Origin of the sequence: Rhizomicrobium sp., assembly GCA_037200985.1 — a bacterium.
Lineage (GTDB): Bacteria > Pseudomonadota > Alphaproteobacteria > Micropepsales > Micropepsaceae > Rhizomicrobium.
Map to the genome: position 1 here is coordinate 1,986,840 of JBBCGJ010000001.1, position 16,927 is coordinate 2,003,766.

The following is a 16,927-nucleotide window of genomic DNA, read 5'->3' on the forward strand; positions in this document are numbered from 1 at the left end:
TTCCGTGTCCGGCGACAATCTGTACGCTGGCCCAAAGAGACGGACCATTCGATTTGCGAGCCATTGTCGGCGTTCTGGATTCCTTCGGCCTGGGTGCCGCGCCCGACGCGGCGCGCTTCGGCGACACGGGCGCCAACACGTTCGGTCATATTGCGAAAGCCTGTGCCCAGGGCCTGAAGCGGCCTTCGGGCAAGAGCGGCCCGCTCGACATTCCGAACTTCCTCGCGCTCGGGCTCGGCGAAGCCGCGAAGGGCGCCGATCCCGAGGTTGCGATCCCGGCGCCGAAGCGGATCGTCGGCCGCTACGGCTATGCCGCGGAACTCGGCCGCGGCAAGGATACGCCGAGCGGCCATTGGGAGATGATGGGCCTGCCGGTCGACCACGACTGGGGCTATTTCCCCAGGACCGTGCCGACCTTTCCGGCGGCGCTGACGAAAGACTTCATCGCGAAGACCGGCGTCCCCGGCATCCTGGGGGACTGCCACGCCTCGGGCACCGTGATCATCGACAGGCTCGGCGCGGAGCACATCCGCACCGGCAAGCCGATCGTCTATACCAGCGCGGATTCGGTCTACCAGATCGCGGCGCATGAGACGCATTTCGGGCTCGAGCGGCTCTACGAGTGCTGCCATGTCGCGCGCAAGCTGGTCGATGCCTACAATATCGGCCGCGTCATCGCGCGGCCCTTCGTCGGCGAGGCGCCCGGCGCCTTCAAGCGCACCGGCAACCGCCACGACTACGCCATGCCGCCCACCGCGCCGACGCTGCTCGACCGCTACGCCGCCACCGGCCGGCAGGTCGTCGGCATCGGCAAGATCTCCGACATCTTCGCCGCCAAGGGGATCACGAAATACGTCAAGGCCTTCGGCAATGACGAGGTGTTCGACCGGATGCTGGACGAGGTGAAGGACGGTCCCGAAGACGCGATCATCTTCGCGAACTTCGTCGATTTCGATACGCTCTTCGGCCATCGCCGCGACGTCGCGGGCTATGCCGGCGCGCTCGAGGCGTTCGACGCGCGCATCCCGGAGCTGCGCGCGGCGCTGCGCAAGGACGATCTGGTGGTCTTCTCCGCCGATCACGGCTGCGATCCGACCTGGCCGGGCACCGACCACACCCGCGAATTCGTGCCCGTCATCGCCTTCGGGCCCGGCGTGACGCCGGGGCCGATCGGCCGGCGCGGCACCTTCGCCGATATCGGCCAGTCCTGCGCCCGCCATCTCGGCATCGCGCCGCTCTCCGTCGGGACGTCTTTCCTGTGACCCCGGGACCGAAATTCGGCAATTTCCCCGGCACCGAGCCCAGGCGCTGCGGCAGCGTCGATGCGGTCGTGGAGCGCCTGATCGAGCTCTATGACGACGCCATCGCGCAGATCGAGAAGAATTTCGAGGCCTTCGCCAAGGGCGACCGCAAGCCGATCAGGCATCCCGTCTATCCCTATCTCGGCATCGAGGTGGAGCAGGTGCCGCGTTCCACGCCGCTCGCCTTCGGCAAGGTGCCCAAGCCTGGCTTCTACGGCACCACGATCACCGCGCCGCGCCTGTTCAAGGGCTATCTCATCGAGCAGATCACGCTGCTGACGCAGAACTGCAAGGCGGAGATGTTCGTCGGCAAGAGCCGCACCCGGATCCCGCTGACCTTCGCGGTGGAGCGCGCCGCCGCCGCGATGTCGGCGGAGCAGCGCGCCGAGCTGGCGCAGCACTTCCCCCTGCCCCGCCTCGACGCGGCGCACGACACCATCGTCGACGGCGGCCGCTGGGACGGGGTCGAGGACGGGCCGCTGTCGCTGTTTCCGGCGGAGCGCGTCGACTATTCGCTGCACCGGCTCAGGCACTACACCGGGACCGCGCCCGAGACCTTCCAGAGCTTCGTCCTGTTCACGAACTACCAGCGCTATATCGACGAATTCGTCGGCTATGGCCTGGCCGAGATCGATGCGGGCCGCGCCCTGCGTTTCATCGAGCCGGGCATGCGCATCACCGAGAAGGGCAAGGAGCCGACGGCGCCGCCGCTCGCCAAGATGCCGCAAATGCCGGCCTATCACCTGGTGCAGCCGAACGGCGAAGGCATCACGCTGATCAATATCGGCGTCGGGCCCTCGAACGCCAAGACGGTGACGGATCACCTGGCCGTGCTGCGCCCGCATGTGTGGCTGATGGTCGGCCATTGCGGCGGCCTGCGCGCCAGCCAGCGGCTGGGCGATTACGTGCTCGCCAATGCCTATCTGCGCGACGATCATGTGCTGGACAGCGCGCTGCCGCTCGCCATTCCGGTGCCGACCATCGCGGAGGTGCAGCTTGCGCTCGCCCGCGCGGTGACGGCGGTGACCGGGCTGGCCGGCACGGTGCTGAAGGAGCGGCTGCGCACCGGCACGGTGGTGACGACCGACGACCGCAATTGGGAGCTTCGCTTCGCCGAGCTCGCCATGCGCTTCAACCAGTCGCGCGCCATCGCCATCGACATGGAATCGGCGACCATCGCCGCCAACGGCTACCGCTTCCGCGTGCCCTACGGCACGCTGCTCTGCGTCTCGGACCGGCCGCTGCACGGCGAGATCAAGCTGCCCGGCATGGCGGACGCCTTCTATGAGGAGCGCGTCGGCCAGCACCTGCAGATCGGCATCAAGGCGCTGGAATATATGCGCGAGGAAGCCCGCGCCGGCACGCTGCATTCGCGCAAGCTGCGCAGCTTCACCGAGCCGGCGTTCCGGTAACGACCGTCGCCCCGGCTGCGCATTGCGCGGCCATGCAAGCGATCGGGCCGGCATGAAATATTTCCGCGCAATAAAATATCGTTTGCCGCGACGCGCCCGAAAACTTGTCCCCGCCGCAATCGCGGAATCTCCGCGCCTCCCGCGGCTCCGCGCGAGGCCGGTGTCGGATAAGTCCGTCTACGGATTTATTTCGGCGCACGCCTTGAACCGAGTCGGTCCAAACGCCATCTGTCCCAAATCACGACCATTGCATCCAGGCCGCAGATGCGGCGGCATAGCGCGGCCGCCTATCCATGCACAAAGCCGAGGCGCGTCAACCGATTAGCTGACGTCCGCCGGATTCGAACCGCCTTTTCGGATCAAATGCCCTGCGCCGCATAGGCATCGACGGCCGCGACATGCCTCGCCTTGTCGGCGTCGTCCAGGAACGAGCCCAGGAAGCTGTTCTTCGCCAGCGTGACGATGTCGTCGCGCGTCAGCGCCAGCGCATCGGCGACCGCGTTGTAATTGTCGTTCAGATAGCCGCCGAAATAGGCCGGATCGTCGGAATTCACCGTCGCGCGCAGGCCGGCGTTCAACATTCGCTTCAGAGGATGCCGCTTCATGTCGTTCACGACGCAAAGCTTGAGATTCGACAGCGGACACACCGTCAGCGTCATCCGCTCGCGGACAAGGCGCGCCACCAGCGCGGGATCTTCGAGCGACCGATTGCCGTGGTCGAGCCGGTCGACATGCAGGAGATCGAGCGCCTCATGGACATATTCCGGCGGCCCCTCCTCGCCGGCATGGGCGACGCGCTTCAGGCCGCGCTCGCCCGCCGCCTGGAACACACGCGCGAATTTCGACGGCGGATGGCCGAGCTCGGAGGAATCGAGACCCACCGCGGCGATGCGGTCGAGAAAAGGCCCGGCCGATTTGAGCGTCGCCAGCGCGTCATCCTCGTCTAGATGGCGCAGGAAACAGAGGATGAGCTTGGACGTGATGCCGCGTTCGGCCTCCGCCGCGCGCAGCGCCCGCGACATGCCGCCGGCGACGACACCGAACGGGATGCCCCGCGCGGTATGGGTCTGCGGATCGAAGAACACTTCGACATGCCGCGCCCCGTCGGCCGCGACGCGCGCGAGATAGGCGGCGGCGAGGTCGAAGAAATCCTCCTCGGTGCGCAGCACGCCGGCGCCTTGGTAGTAGATGTCGAGGAAGTCCTGGAGGTTGGAGAAGGAATAAGCGGCCCGCACCTCTTCCACGCTCCGGAACGGGATCTCCACGCGATTGCGCCGCGCCAGCGCGAACATCAGCTCGGGCTCCAGGCTGCCTTCGAGGTGGAGATGGAGTTCGGCCTTCGGCAGGCCGGCGATGAATCGGCTCAGGTCTGTCATCGGGGTCTGTTAAGGCGCGGAAAGCCGCTTGTCGAGAGTGCGCAAAGTTCGGCCAGTCTGGACGATTCTTCGGCAAGGCCCGGCGTTGTAAGGCTGGGCGCCCTCCACTACCGTTGAGGAGATGCGCGCAAGCGAAAAACCGGCCAGCAACGTCGCCTACGGTCCGTGGACGAAGGCGGCGGCGCCGCGACGCGGCGGAGAAATCCGCCTCGAACTGAAGCGGGCAGCGGACGGCGCCACGGCGCTCGCCGATCTCTACCAGGCGCAGCCGCTGCGGGCCCTGTTCCCGCTGCCGGAACGCGGCGACGTCTTCCAGGCGGCCATCACCTGCGTCTCCGGCGGCCTCGTCGGCGGCGACCGGCTGGACATGGCGGTGCGGCTCGGCGACGGCGCACGCGCCCTGGTGATCGGCCAGGCGGCGGAGAAGGTCTATCGCTCGCTCGGACCCGATTGCGTCGTCGAGAGCGAGCTTCGCGCCGGGCGGGAAAGCTGGCTCGAATACCTGCCGCAGGAAACGATCCTGTTCGACGGGTCGAGGCTGCGCCGGCGCACGCAGATTCAACTCGACGATGGCGCGCGCTGCCTGACCGGCGGCATCCTCGTCTTCGGCCGCGCCGCGCGCGGCGAGACGCTGCGGCACGGCCTGGTGCATGACGTATGGGAGTTCCGCGATGCCGACGGGCGCCTGACGTGGAAAGACGCGCTGCATCTCGACGGCGACATCGAAACCCTGCTCGGCCGCGCCGCGACCTTCGGCGGCGCCGTGGCCTATGGTTCGCTGATCTATGCCGGCGACGATGCCGCGAAGCATCTGCAGACGGTGCGCGACATCGCGGTGGGCGGCGACGGCCTGCGCCTCGGCGCGACGTCATTCCGCGACCTGCTGATCGTGCGGCTTCTGAGTGCCAATGCGCTTGCACTGCGTGACGCCTTCGGAAAAATCTGGAAAACGTTGCGCGCGGAAGCCGGTGGATTGCCGCCCAGCCTACCGCGCCTCTGGGGCATCTGATGCATCTGACGCCGCGCGAGAAGGACAAGCTGCTGATCGCCATGGCCGCGATGGTCGCGCGCCGCCGCCGCGAGCGGAACGTCAAGCTCAACTATCCGGAGGCCATCGCGCTGATCGCCGATCACGTCGTGGAGGGCGCGCGCGACGGCAAGTCCGTGGCGGCGCTGATGCAGGAGGGCGCGACCGTCCTCACGAAGGCCGAGGTGATGGACGGCGTCGCCGAGATGATCGACGAGGTCCAGGTCGAGGCGACCTTTCCCGACGGGACCAAGCTGGTCACCGTCCACAACCCGATCCGATAGAGGCGCGCATGATCCCCGGCGAAATCCTGCCCGCACACGGCAGCATCGTTCTGAACGAGGGCCAGGCGACCTTGACGATCCGCGTCGCCAACAGCGGGGACCGCCCGATCCAGATCGGGTCCCACTACCATTTCTACGAGGTCAACGACGCGCTGGTGTTCGAGCGCGAGCGGACCAGGGGCTGGCGGCTCGACATCCCCGCCGGCACCGCGGTGCGCTTCGAACCGGGACTGGAGCGCGATGTGACCCTTGTGCCCTATCGCGGCGGACGCCTGGTCTACGGTTTCCGCAACAAGGTGAATGGACCCGTCTGATGCCTGTCACGATCGATCGCGCGGCCTATGCCCGCATGTACGGACCGACCAAGGGCGACCGGGTGCGCCTGGCGGACACCGATCTCGTCATCGAGGTCGAGGACGACAAGGCGGTCTATGGCGAGGAGGTTACGTTCGGCGGCGGCAAGGTGATCCGCGACGGCATGGGGCAGAGCCGTTACGGCGCCTCGGCCTGCGGGGCGGACACGGTCATCACCAACGCCCTGATCGTCGACCATATGGGCATCGTGAAAGCCGACGTCGCGATCCATGACGGGCGCATCGTGGGAATCGGCAAGGCGGGCAATCCCGATATTCAACCGGGCGTCACCATCCGGATCGGAGCCGGCACGGAGATCATCGCCGGAGAGCGCCGCATCCTGACCGCCGGCGGCATCGACAGCCATGTCCACTGGATCAGCCCGCAGCAGGCCGAGGATGCCATCGCCTCCGGCGTCACGACGATGCTGGGCGGCGGCACCGGCCCGGCCGAGGGCACGAACGCGACGACCTGCACGCCGGGCCCGTGGCACATCCGCCGGATGCTGCAGGCGGGCGAGCGGCTTCCCGTCAATGTGGGATTCTTCGGCAAGGGAAACGCGCAGCGCAGCGGCGGAATCCTCATCGAACAGATCCTGGCCGGCGCCTGCGGCCTCAAGCTGCACGAGGATTGGGGCTCCACCCCCTCGGCCATCGACCACTGCCTGACGGCGGCGGACGACTGCGACGTCGCCGTCGCGATCCATACCGATACGCTGAACGAATCCGGTTATATCGCGGACACCATCGCGGCGATCGCCGGGCGCACCATCCACGCCTTCCATACCGAGGGCGCGGGCGGCGGGCATGCGCCGGATGTGATCAAGCTCGTCGGCGAACTCAACGTCCTGCCGTCGAGCACCAACCCGACGCGGCCCTACACGGTGAACACCATCGACGAGCATCTCGACATGCTGATGGTCTGCCACCATCTCGACCGGCGGATCGCCGAGGACGTCGCCTTCGCCGAAAGCCGCATCCGCAGGGAAACCATCGCCGCCGAGGACATCCTGCACGACATCGGCGCGATCTCGATGATGTCCTCGGACAGCCAGGCGATGGGGCGGGTCGGCGAGGTCCTCATCCGCACCTGGCAGACCGCCGACAAGATGAAGAAGCAGCGCGGGCGCCTTCCGGAGGAGACCGGCGACAACGACAATCTGCGCGTCCGCCGCTACATCGCCAAATACACGATCAACCCGGCGATCACGCACGGCATCGCCGAGCATGTCGGTGCGGTCGCGGTGGGCAAGATCGCAGACCTCGTGCTGTGGCAGCCGAAATTCTTCGGCGTGAAGCCGGACCTCGTGCTCAAGGCGGGAAACATCGCCTATGCCGCCATGGGCGATCCCAATGCCTCGATCCCGACACCGCAGCCGGTGCACTATCGGCCGATGTTCGCGGCCTATGGCGGGCCCATCCCGAAAAACAGCTGGATGCCGTCGAGCAGCGTGACCTTCGTCTCCAAACTGGCGCTGGAGAGAGGAAGCCTCGACAAGCTGAACCTGCAGCACACGCTTCTCGCGGTGTCGGGCACGCGCGGGGTGAAAAAAACCGACATGGTGCTCAACGGCGCGACGCCGAAGATCGAGGTCGATCCCGAAACCTATGAGGTGCGCGCCGACGGCGTGCTCCTCACCTGCGAGCCGGCGAGCGTGTTGCCGATGGCGCAGCGCTATTTCCTGTTCTGACCATGCGGCGCGCGACAAAAATCCTTCCCGCCGGTTCCTGGCAAAAGAGCGTGGGCGTGGTGAAACTCGCCTTCGACGACCGCTATCGCCGCCGCATCACCCTGACCGACACGGCGGGCGAGGCCTTCCTGCTCGATCTCGACAAGCCGCGCACGCTCCAGCATGGCGAAGGCCTGGCGCTGGAAGGCGGCGGCGTGATCCAGGTCGTGGCGGCGGACGAGCCCGTCGCGGACATCCACACCCATTCGGTCGCCGAGGCCGCGCGCATCGCTTGGCATATCGGCAACCGCCATATCCCGGTGCAGGTGCTGAAAGACGGCTCCTTGCGCATCCGCGACGATCACGTGCTGGTCGAGATGATCGAGGGGCTGGGCGCCCATGTCCATCGCCACAGCGCGCCCTTCGCACCGGAGAGCGGCGCCTATAGCGTGGAGAGCACTGCGCATCACCATCATGACGGCCACGGCCATGACCACTGACGCCGACGCGCTCTACCGGCTGATGAGTTGGCTGTCGCCGGGCTTTCCGGTCGGCGCCTTCAGCTATTCGCACGGCATCGAATATGCCGTGGAGGCAGGATTGGTCCGCGACGAGGAAGGCTTGCGCGACTGGATCGACGCCGGCCTCGCGCACGAATTCGGCCCGGTCAATGGCTGGATGCTGCGCACGGCCTATGACGCCGTGCGGCGGTTCGACCGCGTGGGATTGGCGGCAGCCTTGGAAGAAGCGCGCGCCTTCGTGCCGACGCTGGAGTTCGAACTGGAACACCGCGCCCAGGGCCAAGCCTTCGTCACCGCGTTCCGCGCGGCCTGGCACAATGCCGAGGCGAGCGGCCATCTGGGGCGTATCCTGGATGCCGGTTGGGTACCCTATCCGTCCGCCATCGGCATCGCCGCGGCGTATGGCGCGATTCCACTCGAACAGGCCATGGTCGCATTCTTTCATTCGGTCGCGAGCAATATGGTATCCGCCGGTATCAGGCTCGTGCCCCTCGGCCAGACGAGCGGCCAGCGCATCATCGCGAGCCTTCAGCCCGCGGCGATCGCCACGGCGCGCGCCGCGCTGCGCCGTGATCCCGCCGACATCGGCACCGCCGCGCCTGTCGTCGAATGGGCCTCCATCGCCCACGAAACCCAGTACACGAGGCTGTTCCGCTCATGACCACCGCATTGCGCATCGGGGTAGGCGGGCCGGTCGGCTCGGGAAAGACGGCACTGATGGACAGGCTCTGCAAGGCGATGCGGGAGCGCTACAACATCGCCGCGATCACCAACGACATCTATACCCGCGAGGACGCCGAGTTCCTGACCCGGTCCGGCGCGCTGGCGCCCGAGCGCATCCTCGGCGTGGAGACCGGTGGCTGTCCGCACACCGCGATCCGCGAGGACGCCTCGATCAACCTCGCGGCGGTCGCCGACATGAGCGTGCGGTTTCCCGGCCTGGATGCGATCTTCATCGAGAGCGGCGGCGACAACCTCGCCGCCACCTTCTCCCCCGAACTGGCCGATATAACTCTCTATGTCATCGACGTCGCCGCCGGCGACAAGATTCCGCGCAAAGGCGGTCCAGGCATCACGCGGTCGGACCTCCTGATCATCAACAAGATCGACCTGGCGCCCTATGTGGGCGCGGACCTCTCGGTGATGGACCGTGACGCGAAGAGGATGCGCGGCGAGCGGCCTTTCGTGTTCACGAACCTGAAGACCGGCCAGGGGCTCGATACGGTGGTGAGCTTCATCCGCGAGCGCGGCGGGCTGGATGTGAAACGCGATTAGCGGCGATAGGCCCGCCTGCCCATCACATAGGTCTCGCGCACCGCACGGTCGTCACCCAACATCGCGAGGACGAACAGCGCCTCCGCCGGCGATCTCGCATGGCCAATCCGCCGCTCCAGCAGCGGCGCGGCGGCGGTGTCGAGCACCACGAAATCCGCTTCCTTGCCGGGCACGAAATTTCCGATCCTGTCGTCCATGCGCAGGGCCTTCGCGCCGCCCAGCGTGGCCAGATAGAAGAGCTGGAACGCGTCGAGCGATTGCCGCTGCATCTGGCCGACCTTGTAAGCCTCGTTCATGGTCTGGAGCTGCGACAGCGAAGTACCGGCGCCGATATCGGTGCCCAGGCCGACGGAGACACCCGCGCGCGCCGCTGCGGCAAGATCGAACAAGCCGCTGCCGAGGAACAGGTTCGATGTCGGACAGAACGCCGCAGCCGAGCCGTGCACCCCCATCCGCCGCCATTCGTCCGGCGAGAGATGGATGCAATGGGCGAAAACCGAGCGTTCCGTCGCCAGGCCGAACTCCTCGTAGACGTCCAGATAGTCGGTGCATCCGGGATAGGTGCGCAGGACAAGCGCGACCTCGTCGGTGTTCTCGGACAGATGCGTCTGCAACAGGACGCCCGGATTTTCGGCAACCAGCCGGGCCGACAGTTCGAGTTGTCGCTCGGTCGACGAGGCCGCGAAGCGGGGTGTCACCGCATAGGTCAGCCGGCCCTTGCCGTGATAGGCATGGATCAGCGCCGCGCTTTCCGCGTAGCCCGTTTCCGCCGTGTCGCACAGATCAGCCGGCACGTCGCGGTCCATCAAGACCTTGCCGGCGGCGAGGCGCATGTTGCGCGCGAGCGCCGCTTCGAACAGCGCTTCGACGGACCCTTTGTGCACTGTCGCGAAAACGAGCGCCGTCGTCGTACCGTTGCGTAAAAGCTGGTCGAGGAAGAACGACGCGGTATCGGCGGCGACCGCCTTGTCGGCAAACCGCTTTTCCGACGGGAATGTGTAGGCCTCAAGCCAGTCGAGGAGTCGGCCGCCGGGCGACGCGATCATGTCGATCTGCGGGTAGTGTACATGCGCATCGACGAACCCCGGCACGATCAGCGCGTTCTCGAAGCGCGTCACGGCGACACCGGCGTCCAGCGTCGGGCCGATATCGTTCCAGGCGCCGGCCTGGACGACACGACCGTCCTCGATGACCAGCGCGCCATCGGAAAAATAGGTCGCGAGCGGGTCGGTCGCCGACGGATCCCCGAGCAGGTGGAAGACGCACGCGCGATAGGCCTGCCGCGCCATCACGGCAGCTCCGGCGCGGCGAGCAGGATCGAGCCGTCGAGCGCGACCTCTTCGCAATTCTCGCCTAGGCCCTCGCGGTCGACGACGAGGAAATCGCTGACGCCGACGAGCGCGAGATTGAAATGGTGCCACACGCCGGGCGCAAGATTCACGCCCTGCCCCGGACCGGCGACGAAGGCGCGTATCGCCTCCGGATCGAACGGCCCCGGCGGCGCGACGACCACTAGATAGGGCCGGCCGGACAGCGGCATGAACAGCTGGCTGCCGAGCGGATGGTTCTCCATCACCCGCAGTGAGAAGGGAAAGACGGGCGTCGTCGAGCGATAGAGATGCACTGCGGCGCGGCCGCTATCACGCAGATCGATGTGTGCGAGATCGGCGAATTTCTGCGTCGCGCCATAGTTGATGGACTGTGGGGCACCCTCGGTCGAGACGATATCGCCGAAGGGCACGAAGGCTTCGGCCGTCAGCGGAACTGGATGTAGCGTGCGAGTCATCTTATATGTGCCCCTTGACGGATCCAGGCGCCGAGCGTGGCGCGCTCCGCATCCGTCATGCCGGTCTCGTTGCCGAGCGGCATGGCCTTGGTGGTGACAGCCTGCATGAGCACGCGCGCTGCGTTGTCGTGCAGGACAGCGTCGCGGGTGAAATCGAGACCGGCCGGGGCCGTGGAAATTCCGGCATGCGTCGGATGCGCGGCGTGGCACATGATGCAATTCCGATCGACGACGGCGCGGACCATGGCGAAGGGCATAGCGGCGGTCAGCGCCTGTCCGGCGCGGTGCTGCACGGCGATGGCTATCCCCGCGGCGAAAACGAACACAGCGGCGCTGGCGGCGGCGAGGCCGTAGCTGATCTGGCCCTTGTGCCGCAGGTTGAAGAAATGACGGATCATAATGCCGCAGACGCTGAGCGCGGCGAGCAGCAGCCAGTTGATCGGGCTGCCCGTCAGCATCGGAAAATGGACGCTGATCATCGCCAGCAGAACCGGCAGGGTCATGTAGTTGTTGTGCAGCGAGCGCTGCTTGGCCTGAAGACCCAGCCGCGCATCGGGCGTCTCGCCCGCCAGCATGGAGTCGACGACCTTCTTCTGGTTCGGGATGATCACAAAGAACACGTTGGCGACCATCGCGGTACCGACAACGGCGCCGATATGCAGGAAGGCGGCACGATCGCTGAAGATGCGGGTCAGCGCGCAGCCGGCTGCGGTCAGGATCAGAAACCAGACCGCGCCGAACAGCAAGCCGTTCCTGCCCAACGGCGAGCGGCACAATCCGTCATAGACGATCCAGCCGCCGGCCATGAAGGCGAGGGAAATGGCGATGGCCTCGGGCGCGGTGAGCGCCAGCTTGGCGCGGTCGATCAGGTAGATGTCGGCGCCGATATAGTAGATCACCGCCAGCAGCAGGAAGCCACTGATCCAGGTGAAATAGGCCTCGTATTTGAACCAGTGCAGATGCGGCGGAAGATGTTCGGGCGCCACGAGATATTTCTGATTGTGATAGAAGCCGCCGCCGTGAACGGCCCAAAGCTCACCGGCGACCAGCGGATTGCCGCCCTCCACCTTGCGGATGTTGCCGTCGAGCCAGACGAAATAGAACGAGGCGCCTATCCAGGCGATGCCCGTGACGATGTGCAGCCAGCGGATCGCCAGTTCGATCCAGGGAACGATATCAGCGAACATGGACGGCCTTGAGTGAACGCGCGACGGCCCGGGCTTCTATCGTGAACATGAGTTCGGCAGCAACCGCCACGGCGAGCACGGCGGGATCCTTCGAGGCAAGCCCGATATTGCCGATCGGACAAATCAGACGCGGCAGCATTGCGTGCGCGATGCCGTCGGCGAGCAGACGCTTCTCGAACCGCGCCCGCTTGGTTGCCGAGCCGATCAGGCCGCAATAGAGAAAATCGCCCCGCGCCAGGACGGCCCGGGTCAGATCGTAGTCGAGCGCGTGGCTCTGGGTGAAGACCAGGTACAGGGCGCCGGCCGGTGCGGCCGTCGCCTGCGCCACGAGATCGTCGGCGATGACGGGCTGGAGCGCGCCCTCGACGGCGCCGAATTCCAGCCGCGTGTCGTACCAGCGCGTGCGCAACGGCAGGCTGGCGGCGATGGGCGCCAGGCCGCGTCCGACATGGCCGGCGCCGAACATCAGGAGCAGTGGGCGCGGATCAATACGCTCGACGATGGAAAGGCCGTCAGTGGCGATTTTCGCGGCGGCGGGATCGACGCGCGCACCGTCGCGGGCGGTGAGCACGACGGCGTCCGCCGGCAACGCTCTCACATCGTTGCGGCCGAGGACTCGCTTCGCGACGCGGCCGGGTTCAAGCACCGAATGGACCGCATAGGCTTCGCCGCTGTCTTCGGCAGCGCCGATCTGTGCCAGCCAAGAGGTGGTGCCAGCGTCGATCCGCTCAAGCAGCATGCCGACGCGCCCGCCGCAGCATTGGCCGAGCAGCGGGCCGAGCGGATAGCTTTGGAAGCGATGCGCGGCCTCGCCCGCCAGCATCTTGCGCGCCTGGTCCAGGACGACATATTCGAGATTGCCGCCGCCGATCGTGCCGTGCTGGCCATCTCGCCAGACCAGCATCTTGGTTCCGGCTTCGCGCGGCGCCGAGCCCGCGACGGAACAGACGGTGACCAGCACGCTCGCCTCGCCGCGTGTGGCGTGCTCGCCTGCGATGATCCACCAACCGGTCATGCGCGCAGCTTCTCTATCGCCAGCAGGATGCGCTCCGGCGTCGCCGGTGCGTCCAGCTCGGGCAGGACGCGGTAATCGGCGACGCTCGCCACCGCGTCGGTCAGCGCCGAGAACACCGAGATCGCCAGCATCAGCGGCGGCTCACCCACCGCCTTGGAGCGATGCACCGTCTCCTCGCGGTTGTCGTGCGGCCACAATTCCATGTTGAACGCCGATGGCCGGTCGCTGCAGGCCGGTATCTTGTAGGTCGAGGGCGCGTGCGTGCGCAGGTGTCCCTCGGCATCGAACACCAGTTCCTCGGTCGTCAGCCAGCCCATGCCCTGCACGAATCCACCCTCGATCTGACCAAGATCGATCGCGGGATTGAGCGAGCGGCCGACATCGTGGATCAGATCGACGCGCAGGACGCGGTTCTCGCCCGTCAGCGTGTCGATTGCGACCTCCGACACGGCGGCGCCATAGGCGAAATAGAAGAACGGATGACCCTGATGGCGCGATCGGTCGTAGTGGATCTTCGGCGTCTTGTAGAAGCCCGTCGAAGACAACGACACGCGCCCGATCTGCGCCGCGCGCGTCAGCTCGGAGAAGCGCATGTGGAGCGTGCCGGCGGTGACATGGTTGTCGCGGAACACGACCTCCTCCGGTTTGCAGCCGAATTCGCCGGCGGCGAAGGCAACCAGCCGGTCCTTGATCGTGCGTGCCGCGGCCTGCGCCGCCATGCCGTTGAGGTCGGCCCCGGCCGAGGCCGCGGTGGCGGAGGTGTTGGGCACCTTGCCGGTCGTGGTCGCGGTGATCTTCACTTGCTCGACATCTATCTGGAATTCCTCGGCGACGATCTGGGCCACTTTGGTCATGAGGCCCTGGCCCATCTCGGTGCCGCCGTGGTTCATATGCACGCTGCCGTCGGCATAGACATGCACCAGCGCGCCCGCCTGGTTCAGATGGGTCGTGGTGAAGGAGATGCCGAACTTTACGGGTGTCAGCGCGAGTCCGCGCTTGAGCAGCTTGTTCGCTGCGTTGAACGCCTCGACCGCCTTGCGACGGGCGCGGTAGTTCGCCTTATTTTCCAATGCGTCCACGATCTCGGGGGCGACATTGTCCGACAGCGTCTGGTGATAAGGCGTGACGTTGCGCGGCGCGGCGCCGTAAAGATTGGCCTTGCGGACGTCGAGCGGGTCCTTGCCGAGGTTCCAGGCAATCGCGTCCATCGCGCGCTCGATCCCCATCATGCCCTGCGGACCCCCGAAACCGCGGAAGGCGGTGTTGGAGACGGTGTTGGTCCTGTAGCGGTGGGATTCGATGGTGACGTTGCTGAGGAAATAGGCGTTGTCGGCGTGGAACATGGCGCGGTCGCCGATGGCGAGCGAGAGGTCCGTGGAATAGCCGCAACGCGATTCCTGCACGAACGCAATGCCCTGGATGCGGCCTTCGTCGTCGAAGCCGACGTCATAGGCGATCTGGAAGTCGTGGCGCTTGCCGGTCAGCGTCATGTCGTCGTCGCGGTCGAGGCACAGCTTGGCCGGGCGGCGCAGCGTCGCCGCCGCGAGCGCAGCGACGGCGGCGGGCAGCGCGGCCTGCGTTTCCTTGCCGCCGAAGGCGCCGCCCATGCGCCGAACCTCGACCGTCACGGCGTTGCTCGGCACGTCCAGCATGCTCGCGATCAGGTGCTGAACCTCCGACGGATGCTGCGTCGAGGAATAGACAAGAACGTCGCGGTCCTCCTGCGGCACCGCGAGCGCGATCTGGCCTTCGAGGTAGAAGTGATCCTGCCCACCGATGACGATGCGGCCCGAGAGGCGGTTGCGCGCCTTGGCCAGACCCGCCGCGCCGTCGCCGAGCGCCATGCGCTGGGGCCGCTCGAGTTCGCTGCCGGCCGCGCGGGCCGCGTCGATGTCGAGGATCGCCGGCAGGTCTTCGTATTCGATCCTCGCAAGCCGCGCCGCGCGGCGCGCGAGCTCGACCGTTTCGGCGGCCACGGCGAACAGCGACTGGCCGGCATATTCGACCAGGCCGTCGGCAAAGATCGGATCGTCGTGCACCACGGGACCGACATCGTTCTTGCCCGGAATGTCCCGCGCCGTGAACACAGCGATCACGCCGGGCGCCGCGCGCACCGGGGAAAGATCGAGCGCCAGGATTTTAGCATGCGCCCGCGTGCTTTGGCCGATGGCGAGATGGACCAGGCCCCGCGGCTCCGGCATGTCGTCGATATAAATGGCGCTGCCGGCGACGTGTTTCTCGGCGCTGTCATGATGGCGGGCGGCCCCGGCCCGAATGCCGCCGCGTTCACCCACGGAGCGCTTCCAGCTCGAGGATGCGAGTCGCAGGGGCGCCCTCGATTTCGTGGAATGCCCGCAGAAGAAGATTCCGCGCGGCCGTCAGGCGATAAACCGCCGAGGCGCGCATATCGCCGATCGGCTGGAAGTCGTCGGCGAGGACGGCCATCGCATCGCGGATGGCGGCTTCGTTCCAGGGGCGGCCGACGAGTTCGGCCTCCGCGACGCGGGCACGCTTGGGCGTCGCCGCCATTCCACCGAAGGCGATGCGCACCGCGCGGATCGTGTCGCCGTCGCGGCGGAACAGGAATGCGCCGCAGACCGCCGAGATATCCTGGTCGAAACGCTTGGAGAGCTTGTAGACGCGGAACGTGTCCGACGCGGCAGGTTTGGGAACGATGACCCTCTCGACAAACTCGCCCGGCTCGCGATCTTGTTTGCCATAGGCGAGGAAGTAGTCTTCGAGCGGCAGGCGGCGCCGCTCATCGCCCTTGCGCAGAACAAGCGTCGCGCCCAGCGCGATCAACGGCGGCATGGAATCGCCGATGGGCGAGCCGTTGGCGATGTTGCCGCCGATGGTCCCCGCATTGCGCACCTGGACCGAGCCCAGCCGGCGCAGCAACTCGCCGAAATCCGGATGCAGGCGGGCCAGTGCGTCATAGGCTCCCGTATAGGTGACGCTGGCGCCGATCTCGATTGCGGTTTCGCTCTCGACCACTTGTGTCAAATCCGCGACCGAGGCGGTGGAAATGATCGTCGGCAAGCTCCGGTTCTGCTTGGTCACCCAGAGGCCGACATCAGTGGCGCCGGCGAGCAAGGTGGCATCGGGATGTTCGAGAAGCAGACTCGCGAGTTCGTCGACGCCGCGCGGCGCGAAGAACCGCCTGCGCGCGCCGACGCCGACATGGTCGATAGCGAGGCTTTCATCGGTTCGGGGCGGTGCCGCGTCCGTCGGCTCGACGCGCGGATACTCGCTCATCCGCTTCGCCGCCTCGACGATCGGGCCGTAGCCGGTGCAGCGGCAGAGATTGCCGGCGAGCACGTTGCGGATCGTGGGGGCATCGCAGGCACCGCGGTTGAGATAATGCGCGTAGAGCGACATCACGAAGCCGGGCGTGCAGAAGCCGCATTGCGAGGCGTTGGTGTCGACCATCGCCTGCTGTACGGGATGCGGCGCGCCGCCCGGCGGGCTGAGGCTCTCAACCGTGAACAGCGTTTTGCCGTCGAGCATGGGCAGGAAAAGGATGCAGGCGTTGACGGCCCGCCAGGCCTCGCCATCGCCGACGACCACGGTGCAGGCGCCGCAATCGCCCTCGCCGCAGCCTTCCTTGGTGCCGGTGCGCGCCGCGCGCGTGCGCAGCCAGCGCAGCACCGTCTCGGTCGGGTCGGGATTGCGGATCTCGTGCACCGTGCCGTCGAGCCGGAAGCGGACCGTGTCGCGCAT

Annotated in this window: 16 protein-coding genes; 9 read left to right on the top strand and 7 right to left on the bottom strand. The window is 66.8% G+C overall.

Translation table 11 applies throughout. From position 1 onward, the window contains the following. The first annotated feature begins 53 nt into the window (after positions 1-53). Both WDN01_09615 and WDN01_09620 read left to right on the top strand, forming a co-directional pair. Positions 54-1,262, top strand: a complete 1,209-nt coding sequence (locus tag WDN01_09615; protein ID MEJ0026273.1) for a phosphopentomutase — start codon at positions 54-56, stop codon at positions 1,260-1,262. Further along, entirely contained in the window at positions 1,259-2,713 is a 1,455-nt protein-coding gene (locus tag WDN01_09620; GenBank protein ID MEJ0026274.1) for an AMP nucleosidase, read from the top strand. The genes WDN01_09615 and WDN01_09620 overlap by 4 nt, the downstream gene beginning before the upstream one ends. Before the next feature lie 359 nt (positions 2,714-3,072). On the opposite strand, the gene WDN01_09625 is transcribed toward WDN01_09620, so the two are convergent. Beyond that, positions 3,073-4,089 (bottom strand): adenosine deaminase, encoded by a 1,017-nt coding sequence (locus tag WDN01_09625; GenBank protein MEJ0026275.1) that lies wholly within the window; start codon positions 4,087-4,089, stop codon positions 3,073-3,075. Between the two features lie 121 nt (positions 4,090-4,210). On the opposite strand from WDN01_09625, the gene WDN01_09630 reads away from it, so the two are divergent. Genes WDN01_09630 through ureG form a run of 7 tightly spaced genes read left to right on the top strand, consistent with a single transcriptional unit; the run spans position 4,211 to position 9,219 of the window. Then, complete coding sequence (locus WDN01_09630; protein MEJ0026276.1) at positions 4,211-5,098, top strand: urease accessory protein UreD; 888 nt, start codon at positions 4,211-4,213, stop codon at positions 5,096-5,098. Next, positions 5,098-5,400, top strand: coding sequence for an urease subunit gamma (locus WDN01_09635; protein ID MEJ0026277.1), 303 nt, complete (start codon positions 5,098-5,100; stop codon positions 5,398-5,400). The genes WDN01_09630 and WDN01_09635 overlap by 1 nt, the downstream gene beginning before the upstream one ends. Before the next feature lie 8 nt (positions 5,401-5,408). Continuing rightward, the gene (locus WDN01_09640; protein ID MEJ0026278.1) at positions 5,409-5,714 is read left to right on the top strand and encodes an urease subunit beta; all 306 of its coding nucleotides are present in this window, start codon (positions 5,409-5,411) and stop codon (positions 5,712-5,714) included. Next, the gene (gene ureC, locus WDN01_09645) at positions 5,714-7,444 is read left to right on the top strand and encodes an urease subunit alpha (protein MEJ0026279.1); all 1,731 of its coding nucleotides are present in this window, start codon (positions 5,714-5,716) and stop codon (positions 7,442-7,444) included. Before WDN01_09640 ends, ureC begins: the two co-directional genes overlap by 1 nt. Before the next feature lie 2 nt (positions 7,445-7,446). Continuing rightward, entirely contained in the window at positions 7,447-7,923 is a 477-nt protein-coding gene (locus tag WDN01_09650; protein ID MEJ0026280.1) for an urease accessory protein UreE, read from the top strand. After that, on the top strand, positions 7,913-8,605 hold the full coding sequence (locus tag WDN01_09655; protein MEJ0026281.1) for an urease accessory UreF family protein: 693 nt from the start codon (positions 7,913-7,915) through the stop codon (positions 8,603-8,605). The genes WDN01_09650 and WDN01_09655 overlap by 11 nt, the downstream gene beginning before the upstream one ends. Further along, positions 8,602-9,219: an urease accessory protein UreG gene (gene ureG / locus WDN01_09660; protein MEJ0026282.1), complete on the top strand. Its 618-nt coding sequence runs from the start codon at positions 8,602-8,604 to the stop codon at positions 9,217-9,219. The genes WDN01_09655 and ureG overlap by 4 nt, the downstream gene beginning before the upstream one ends. Here the strand turns inward: ureG and guaD are convergent. The 6 genes from guaD to xdhA are packed head-to-tail and all read right to left on the bottom strand — an operon-like array spanning position 9,216 to position 16,927. Continuing rightward, positions 9,216-10,508, bottom strand: a complete 1,293-nt coding sequence (guaD, locus tag WDN01_09665; GenBank protein ID MEJ0026283.1) for a guanine deaminase — start codon at positions 10,506-10,508, stop codon at positions 9,216-9,218. The genes ureG and guaD overlap by 4 nt on opposite strands. Next, positions 10,508-11,005: an ureidoglycolate lyase gene (locus WDN01_09670; protein ID MEJ0026284.1), complete on the bottom strand. Its 498-nt coding sequence runs from the start codon at positions 11,003-11,005 to the stop codon at positions 10,508-10,510. The genes guaD and WDN01_09670 overlap by 1 nt, the downstream gene beginning before the upstream one ends. Beyond that, positions 11,002-12,192 carry a urate hydroxylase PuuD gene (locus WDN01_09675; GenBank protein ID MEJ0026285.1) on the bottom strand — a complete coding sequence of 397 codons (1,191 nt, stop codon included), beginning with the start codon at positions 12,190-12,192 and terminating at the stop codon, positions 11,002-11,004. The genes WDN01_09670 and WDN01_09675 overlap by 4 nt, the downstream gene beginning before the upstream one ends. Next, a complete protein-coding gene (xdhC, locus tag WDN01_09680) occupies positions 12,182-13,207 on the bottom strand; it encodes a xanthine dehydrogenase accessory protein XdhC (GenBank protein MEJ0026286.1) in 1,026 nt (341 codons plus the stop codon). Before xdhC ends, WDN01_09675 begins: the two co-directional genes overlap by 11 nt. Beyond that, positions 13,204-15,501: a xanthine dehydrogenase molybdopterin binding subunit gene (xdhB, locus tag WDN01_09685; GenBank protein ID MEJ0026287.1), complete on the bottom strand. Its 2,298-nt coding sequence runs from the start codon at positions 15,499-15,501 to the stop codon at positions 13,204-13,206. Before xdhB ends, xdhC begins: the two co-directional genes overlap by 4 nt. Continuing rightward, entirely contained in the window at positions 15,494-16,927 is a 1,434-nt protein-coding gene (gene xdhA / locus WDN01_09690) for a xanthine dehydrogenase small subunit (GenBank protein MEJ0026288.1), read from the bottom strand. Before xdhA ends, xdhB begins: the two co-directional genes overlap by 8 nt.